This window comes from Salinivibrio sp. IB872 (genome assembly GCF_001995345.1).
GTDB classification, from domain to species: Bacteria; Pseudomonadota; Gammaproteobacteria; order Enterobacterales; family Vibrionaceae; genus Salinivibrio; species Salinivibrio proteolyticus.
Window position 1 is genome coordinate 96,483 of record NZ_MUFO01000005.1, and the last position, 7,824, is coordinate 104,306.

General features: G+C 48.4%; 8 protein-coding genes. 6 read left to right on the forward strand and 2 right to left on the reverse strand.

The genetic code is table 11. From position 1 onward, the window contains the following. The first annotated feature begins 8 nt into the window (after positions 1-8). On the forward strand, positions 9-650 hold the full coding sequence (gene nth / locus BZJ18_RS04220; protein ID WP_077455461.1) for an endonuclease III: 642 nt from the start codon (positions 9-11) through the stop codon (positions 648-650). A gap of 44 nt (positions 651-694) precedes the next feature. Beyond that, complete coding sequence (gloA, locus tag BZJ18_RS04225; protein ID WP_077455462.1) at positions 695-1,111, forward strand: lactoylglutathione lyase; 417 nt, start codon at positions 695-697, stop codon at positions 1,109-1,111. A gap of 86 nt (positions 1,112-1,197) precedes the next feature. On the opposite strand, the gene motY is transcribed toward gloA, so the two are convergent. Further along, a complete protein-coding gene (motY, locus tag BZJ18_RS04230; RefSeq protein ID WP_077455463.1) occupies positions 1,198-2,082 on the reverse strand; it encodes a flagellar protein MotY in 885 nt (294 codons plus the stop codon). A 150-nt stretch (positions 2,083-2,232) separates the two neighbouring features. Between motY and rnt the strand changes: the two genes are divergently transcribed. The 3 genes from rnt to BZJ18_RS04245 all read left to right on the forward strand — a co-directional run bounded on the left by rnt (position 2,233) and on the right by BZJ18_RS04245 (position 6,340). Continuing rightward, positions 2,233-2,910 (forward strand): ribonuclease T, encoded by a 678-nt coding sequence (gene rnt, locus BZJ18_RS04235; protein WP_077455464.1) that lies wholly within the window; start codon positions 2,233-2,235, stop codon positions 2,908-2,910. Positions 2,911-3,391: 481 nt separating this feature from the next. Next, positions 3,392-4,705: a porin gene (locus BZJ18_RS04240; protein ID WP_077455465.1), complete on the forward strand. Its 1,314-nt coding sequence runs from the start codon at positions 3,392-3,394 to the stop codon at positions 4,703-4,705. A 312-nt stretch (positions 4,706-5,017) separates the two neighbouring features. Then, complete coding sequence (locus BZJ18_RS04245) at positions 5,018-6,340, forward strand: Na+/H+ antiporter family protein (RefSeq protein WP_077455466.1); 1,323 nt, start codon at positions 5,018-5,020, stop codon at positions 6,338-6,340. A gap of 84 nt (positions 6,341-6,424) precedes the next feature. Here the strand turns inward: BZJ18_RS04245 and BZJ18_RS04250 are convergent, their stop codons facing one another. After that, on the reverse strand, positions 6,425-6,763 hold the full coding sequence (locus BZJ18_RS04250; protein WP_069590051.1) for a Grx4 family monothiol glutaredoxin: 339 nt from the start codon (positions 6,761-6,763) through the stop codon (positions 6,425-6,427). 283 nt (positions 6,764-7,046) lie between these two features. Here BZJ18_RS04250 and sodB point away from each other — a divergent pair, with 283 nt between their 5' ends. Further along, positions 7,047-7,631 (forward strand): superoxide dismutase [Fe], encoded by a 585-nt coding sequence (gene sodB / locus BZJ18_RS04255; protein WP_069590049.1) that lies wholly within the window; start codon positions 7,047-7,049, stop codon positions 7,629-7,631. Positions 7,632-7,824 lie beyond the last annotated feature (193 nt).

Here is a 7,824-nt window from a genome sequence, read left to right on the forward strand (position 1 = left end):
GTAGCACGATGAACAAACAAAAGCGTCAAGAGATACTAAAAAGACTGAGAGACAATAACCCTAATCCTCAAACGGAGTTGAACTGGTCAACCCCTTTTGAGTTGCTTATTGCAGTGTTACTCTCAGCACAAGCAACAGACGTGAGCGTGAATAAAGCCACGGCAAAGCTCTACCCGGTAGCCAATACACCACAGGGGTTACTGGATTTAGGCGTTGAAGGCGTTAAACAGTACATCAAGACCATCGGGCTGTTTAACTCAAAAGCAGAAAACGTGATTAAAACCTGCCGCATCTTGGTCGAAAAGCACCAAGGCGAAGTGCCTGAAAACAGAGAAGCCTTGGAAGCCCTACCCGGTGTCGGTCGTAAAACGGCCAACGTGGTGCTCAATACGGCATTCGGTTGGCCCACTATTGCGGTCGATACGCATATTTTCCGCGTCTCCAATCGCACCAAGTTTGCTGTGGGCAAAAACGTGAACGACGTAGAAGAAAAGCTGCTCAAGGTGGTGCCAAAAGAATTCAAAGTTGATGTTCATCATTGGCTAATTCTGCATGGACGCTACACCTGCCTGGCGCGCAAGCCGCGCTGCGGGAGTTGCATCATTGAAGATCTGTGTGAATACAAAGAGAAAGTCTACCCCGAAAGCTAACCGCTACAGGTTAGTGACTGGTAAACGAAAAAAGGAGCAACGTCATGTCGAACGGCAGAATTTTACATACCATGATCCGTGTAGGAGACCTTGATCGTGCCATCAAGTTCTACACTGAGGTGATGGGAATGCGCCTACTGCGCACCAATGAAAATGAGCAATACAAATATAGCTTGGCTTTTGTCGGCTACAGTGATGAATCTGAAGGGGCGGTGATTGAGCTCACTTATAACTGGGGCGAGAGCGACTATGATCATGGCAACGCATTTGGTCATATCGCTATTGGTGTCGACGACATCTACGCGACCTGTGAGCAAATCCGTCAGGCTGGTGGAAACATTACCCGTGAGCCAGGCCCAGTAAAAGGTGGCAGTACTGAAATTGCCTTTGTGACTGACCCAGACGGTTACAAGCTCGAGCTGATCCAGAACAGAAGCGCGTCTGCCGGCCTAAACGGCTAACTCACGCGGTTAATTACCACGACTTAGACCGTGGTGAGAATCGAAAGCCCAGCAGTCATGCTGGGCTTTTTGACATTCAATCAGGGCTACAGCAAGGTCCGTCCCAAAGAGATCACCACGCGTCGGTTCTTACTTCGCCCAATCGGGTCTTCATTATCCGCAATTGGACGTCGCTCCCCATAGGCTTCCACCGTAATCCTATCTTCAGGAAGTCCAAGAGACGTAAAATAGTCGCGTAGCTTTTTGGCTCGCCGTTCAGACATTTGCTGGTTAGCGGCACGTGTCCCGCGAGAGTCCGAATACGTTGCCACAAGGATAAGATCGATATCGTCACTGTAACGAACAAACTCTGCAATCTGTGTCAGGCGCTGCATACTCGCTTTCGTCAGTTCATCACTGTTTTCCTGATACCGCAGCACCGTAAATGAAATATCTTCAAACGCATACGGCAGTAGGCTATTTAAGCAACGGCTAAACTCATGATATGGCGCACCAAACGCCACTGCAGACAGCGCAATATCAACACGCTGCTGTTGTCGTTGCCAATCTTGAAAGCTAAAGGTAGGGAAGCGCCCATCTTCTAACTCACTGAGCATCGCCCACGCCGTTTGTCCGCCAACATAACCATCAAATTGCTTGAAGAACTTCAGTTGATCCATATATTTCGCCGGCTCGCCAGGCATCCAGTCTGCGGGCATAGAGAGCAAAGAAACATCTGCGGTTTTTCCCATCGGACGTTGCATATCCAGCTCAAAGTCTAAATTCATCTCTTTACTGGCGCGAGAGGTAAATGATGCTTGCCCATAGCGAGGGATGGTGTGCTCCAAGCGACACTCAATCGGCGTATCTATCGTGACCGTCCAATTAGACGCCCCTAATGGCGCGACGTAAAGCTTGTTCGCCCACACCGGTGACGCCAACCATAAGCCGCTGACTGCAAACACTATCCCGAGCACCGACGGGCGACTCATTATCCTAAAAACCGATTTTCGCATCATACTCTCTTTACGCTTTAGCGCAGTGTGTAACTTAAGATATCGACGTGAGTCACGCCGACTTTAGCTTAACGCCGCGATTTGCGATAATCACGCTTTTATTCTTCCCAGTAAAGTGACGACTGCATGAGCCAAGATCTCGATCCAAATAGTCTTAAAGCCCGTTTCCGCGGCTATTTTCCTGTTGTTGTGGACGTAGAAACCGCAGGATTTAACGCAAAAACCGATGCTTTGTTAGAAATCTGCGCCGTCACCCTAAAAATGGATGAACAAGGCTGGCTGACCAAAGATAAAACTATTCACTTTCATGTCACGCCATTTGAAGGCGCAAACCTTGAGCCAGCGGCGCTCGAATTTACTGGCATTCGAGACCCATTTAGCCCACTGCGTGGCGCGGTTGATGAAGGAGAAGCACTGCGCGAAATTTTTAAGCTGATCCGTAAAGAGCAAAAGGCGGCAGAGTGCCAGCGAGCGATCATGGTCGCCCACAATGCAAACTTTGATCACAGCTTCGTCATGGCCGCCGCTGAACGCGCGCAATTAAAGCGCAACCCTTTCCATCCTTTTGCGACATTTGATACGGCGGCTATCAGTGGGCTTGCGCTCGGGCAAACGGTATTAGCAAAAGCCTGTCAAGCCGCTGGGATTGCATTCGACAATAAAGAAGCACATAGCGCCCTTTATGATACTGAGCGCACCGCAGAGCTTTTCTGTGAGATAGTTAATCGCTGGAAACGCCTAGGCGGCTGGCCACTTGCCATCACGCCCGAGAACAGCGACGCATCGACCACATCGGAGACATAAGATTATTAATCCATGCATGACGCGACCCAATCGGGTCGCTTTTTTCACTCAGACACCTTCCCTCGACTCTGCGCTCTTAAGCCTTAAATACGCCCTACTCAGTTTGTTAACAATATGTTTGACGTCACATTTTTGCGATCTAATTATCACCTTACCTAAACACTTCCACAGAGAGAACTTAAACAGGCACACAAAGCATGCGCAACAAAGCACAGCTAGAAAAAAGGCGTAAAATCAATAAAGATTTCACTAAATCACTGAGTAGAGTTTTTACTTAAAACGTCCAATACAAACGCATGCTAACAATTCTCGCATATCACTTAGTTTTCCCTTTTGAAACCTCCCTTTAACAAATAGCAAATCGGTGCCACTATTAGTCGTGAATAACATCCGACCACTTTTGTAGCTCAGAGAACATGGGCGCGGAAGGGGGCGGCCCCAAAGGACAAGAAGCTAAATTAATAAAGGAGTGAGGCGCACTATGTCATCACTATTTGAAAAATCGCTAGTGGCAACCAGTTTATCTTTGCTAGCCGTGCAAGCTCATAGTGCCGGCTTCCAAGTGTCAGAAACCTCGGTATCCGGTTTGGGGCGAGCCTTTGCAGGTGAAGCCGCGATTGCGGATAATGCAGCAGTCGGCGCACGAAATGCTGCCGCCCTAACCCGCTTCAATACCACCGCGTTTTCGGGTGGTTTAAGTATCATTGACCCAGACGTGCATGCTGATGTTCAAAGCGCGAGCAATGGTGCAGTATCAAAAGCGGCCTTGGACGCATCAGGGGTGTCAACAGAAGCAAAGGACATCGCTCCGACAGAGTACGTGCCTAGCTTTCATTTAATCCATCCTATCGATGACAAACTTGCAGTTGGTTTTTCCGCATTTTCTAATTTCGGTTTGTCGACCGAGTATCCTAAAGATTTTGCAGCTGGTGTCGGTGCAGGGGATACAGCGCTCGTCACAATGAACTTTAACCCTAACATCGCTTATAAAATCAACGAGCAATGGAGTATCGGTGCCGGTATCAGCGCGATTTATGCGGATGCAGAGTTGAACCGTTTTGCTGGTGCTGCCGCATCAAACCTTAATACTAAGTTGGGCACCTCCTATACAGCAACGAGTCGCGTCGCTCACCTTAAAGGTGATGGCTGGGGCTTTGGTTGGAACCTCGGTGTTCTGTGGGAATTGGATGAAGACAACCGATTCGGTCTTTCATACCGCTCTAAGTCAGATATAACACTAGAAGGTGACTATGAAGGAACATCGACGATAGCCGTTGGCAAGTCTGGGCAATCAGTTGCAGGGGAACTGGAACTCAACCTTCCAGAAGTCATTGAACTTTCTGGCTTCCATCAACTTAACCAACAAATCGCGCTACACTATAGTGCCATGTATACTGGCTGGGATAGCTTCCAAGAGCTAAAAGCGACCAGCTCCGCATCAAATTGTAATGACGGCACCGCCGGGCAGTGTCTACAAAAAGATGAAAACTGGGATGACAGCTGGCGTTATTCACTGGGTGCCACTTATACCTTGGATAAGCACTGGGCGTTCCGTGCAGGTTATGCGTATGATGAAAGCCCTGTCAGTGCAGAGGATCGTACATTAAGCATTCCCGACTCAGATCGTCACTGGTGGAGTTTAGGCACTACGTATACCGCAAATGATAACCTCTCTATCGACGCAGGTTTCGCGTACCTAGACGGTGACCAAGTAGACGGGAGCGAAGATGGCTTTGCTTTCTCAGCCGGTGGTGACGCGTATATCTACGGGTTGCAGTTGAACTACTTGTTCTAACCTCAATCAGCAAATACTCGTATCAAACGGCCAGCTTTATGTTGGCCGTTTTTTGTTCACGTCGAAATAATAAAAACCTTTTCTGCTGCATCAATCAACCTGCCGCGTAGGTAGACAATCAAGTAAACGGGCAAGCCAATTTTTTAGCGCTTTAGCGACCTTCTCTTTTTTTGATGAAATAAAATAACAAAAAAAGTCGATTCMCCCTCGACACAGACAAATTTTTGCGCAAACTGGGTGGCTTAATTACAAAACCATAGATAGACCCCGCAGCATAGCTGCAGTCACAATGCCCATAACAGGAAAGTTTTCATGAACCCGGTAGTTATTTCGGTCTGTGTCATGCTGGCACTGGCGCTAATGCGCGTCAATGTCGTGGTTGCGTTGACATTTAGCGCCGTCTTAGGTGGATTGGTTGGCGGCTTGAGCTTGTCAGACACCATCAGCGCCTTTGAAGGTGGACTAGGTGGCGGCGCCACTATTGCTCTAAGTTATGCCATGCTTGGCACATTTGCCGTGGCGATTAGCCGCTCAGGGATAACAGATGTGCTCGCCCATGCGGTCATCCGTAAACTCAATGCACGCCCAACCGACGCTGCGACAACCACATTCAAGTATCTTGTCTTAATTTTACTCGGCTTACTCGCCATTTCGTCTCAGAACGCGATCCCCGTACACATTGCATTTATTCCTATTGTGATCCCACCGTTACTGCATGTGTTCCAACGCTTAAAGCTCGATCGCCGCTTGGTGGCTTGTGTACTGACCTTCGGTTTAATTATGCCGTATATGGTATTACCCGTTGGCTTTGGTGGCATCTTTTTGAACAACATTTTGCTCAAAAACCTGAATGAAAATGGCCTCGATGTGGTTGCTGCTCAAGTACCAACTGCAATGTTGCTTCCCGCCGCTGGCATGGTCGTGGGCTTACTGATCGCCACTTTTATTAGCTATCGCAAGCCACGGCAGTATCAGGAAGGCGCAATTCTCGATGCAGAGCCTGAAAACAATCAGGTTGAGTCACGAAATCTTTGGGTCGCTGGCGTCGCAATTGTCTCCGCCCTAAGCGTTCAGCTGATGGCGGGCTCAATGATTGTGGGCTCATTAGCAGGCTTTATGGTATTTACCTTTGGCGGCGTGATCCGCTGGAAAGACACCCAAGATGTGTTCACCAAAGGGGTCCACATGATGGCTATGATCGGCTTTATCATGATCACGGCGGCAGGATTTGCGGCGGTGATGAAGGCCACCGGCGGCGTTGAATCGCTCGTCAGCTCCCTATCTGGCTCAATTGGCGACAACAAGCCGCTAGCCGCGTTTCTGATGTTGGTCGTTGGCTTGTTGGTGACCATGGGCATTGGCTCATCGTTCTCGACCATTCCGATTATCGCAACCATCTATGTGCCATTGTCTTTGGCGTTTGGTTTCTCACCAATGGCGACTATCGCATTGGTCGGCACGGCTGCCGCGCTTGGTGATGCGGGCTCCCCAGCATCCGACTCGACTTTAGGTCCAACATCAGGGCTCAATGCCGACGGACAGCACGAGCATATTTGGGATACAGTGGTCCCTACCTTTATCCACTATAACCTACCTCTGATTGCCTTTGGCTGGTTAGCGGCGATGGTGCTGTAATCGCAAATGCCTCTGTCAGCGATAAAAAAGCCACGTTTCTCAACGTGGCTTTTTACATACTTCAGCGAATGAGTGTCTTCTCAATCACTCATTTTCGCTCGCGTCACGACGCTCTGCCGCTTCTTTGACGAGTGGCTGTAACTCACCCTTTTGGAACATTTCCAAAATAATGTCACAACCGCCGACTAATTCACCCTCAACCCACAGCTGTGGAAAGGTTGGCCACTGGGCATAAACGGGTAGTTCAGCGCGGATATCTGGGTTTTGGAGTACGTCTACATAAGCAAACTTTTCACCACATGCCATCAGCGCTTGTGATGCTTGTGATGAAAAACCACAACTTGGCAGCTTAGGAGAGCCTTTCATATATAGCAGAATCGCATTTTCTTCGATTTGCTGCTTAATCTTATCAATCGTTTCCATTGCTTCCTCGAACACTGTCTTTGAGTCTTATCCTTGATTCTACTTGCTAACCGATTGGAAAAAAATGCCTAAATCCATTGTGGGATTAGCAACAAAAATTTTGCCGCTATCCTTTTAATAAAGTAAAAACTTGCTAAACTAGGCGGAGCAAAACGAAAAAGAGTAGCCACACCGCCATGAGGTAATGTTTTACAGCGGTATCAGCTGAGAGCATTCCCACTTTAGATACTGTCGGTGTCGGACTACAGGAAGCACTCCCCATATAAAAACGGAGATATAAGCAATGTCATTCCAACTACCTGAACTGCCTTACGCGAAAGACGCGCTAGAGCCACACATTTCAAAAGAAACCCTCGAGTATCACTATGGCAAACACCACAACACGTACGTGGTTAAGCTGAATGGTCTGATCGAAGGGACTGAATTCGAAGGTAAATCACTTGAAGACATCATCAAAACCTCTTCAGGCGGTGTCTTCAACAACGCAGCTCAAGTGTGGAACCACACCTTCTATTGGCATTGCCTAAGCCCGAACGGCGGTGGCGAGCCAACTGGTGAGCTAGCAGATGCAATCAACAAAGCGTTTGGCTCTTTCGAAGAGTTCAAAACTCAGTTCACTACCTCAGCAGTGAACAACTTTGGCTCTGGCTGGACTTGGCTGGTCAAAAAAGCAGACGGTTCTGTGGCAATCGTGAACACCTCAAATGCCGAAACACCAGTGACTCACGACGGTGAAACGCCACTGATGACTGTTGATGTTTGGGAGCACGCTTACTACATCGATTACCGTAACGTACGTCCAGACTACATGGCTGCGTTCTGGAAACTGATCAACTGGGAATTTGTCGCGAAAAACTTCGCCGCTTAATGACGTAACGTCACATACCCAGTCAAAAGGAGGCGATAATCGCCTCAGACTGCTGACAAAGGTCTAGCTTTCGAGCTAGACCTTTGATCTAATAGGAGTGTCGCAATAGGGATGCTCCGGTATGCTTCAAGAACCTTCTCCACACCAATATGAACTTGAAATGGTGACGATGGAACAACTTGTTCCCAAAGAC

Excerpts from the sequence above, each read along its gene's own strand:
- nth (WP_077455461.1), top strand. The coding sequence starts at position 9 with ATGAACAAACAAAAGCGTCAAGAGATACTAAAAAGACTGAGAGACAAT.
- gloA (WP_077455462.1), top strand. The coding sequence starts at position 695 with ATGTCGAACGGCAGAATTTTACATACCATGATCCGTGTAGGAGACCTT.
- motY (WP_077455463.1), bottom strand. The coding sequence starts at position 2,082 with ATGAGTCGCCCGTCGGTGCTCGGGATAGTGTTTGCAGTCAGCGGCTTA.
- rnt (WP_077455464.1), top strand. The coding sequence starts at position 2,233 with ATGAGCCAAGATCTCGATCCAAATAGTCTTAAAGCCCGTTTCCGCGGC.
- BZJ18_RS04240 (WP_077455465.1), top strand. The coding sequence starts at position 3,392 with ATGTCATCACTATTTGAAAAATCGCTAGTGGCAACCAGTTTATCTTTG.
- BZJ18_RS04245 (WP_077455466.1), top strand. The coding sequence starts at position 5,018 with ATGAACCCGGTAGTTATTTCGGTCTGTGTCATGCTGGCACTGGCGCTA.
- BZJ18_RS04250 (WP_069590051.1), bottom strand. The coding sequence starts at position 6,763 with ATGGAAACGATTGATAAGATTAAGCAGCAAATCGAAGAAAATGCGATT.
- sodB (WP_069590049.1), top strand. The coding sequence starts at position 7,047 with ATGTCATTCCAACTACCTGAACTGCCTTACGCGAAAGACGCGCTAGAG.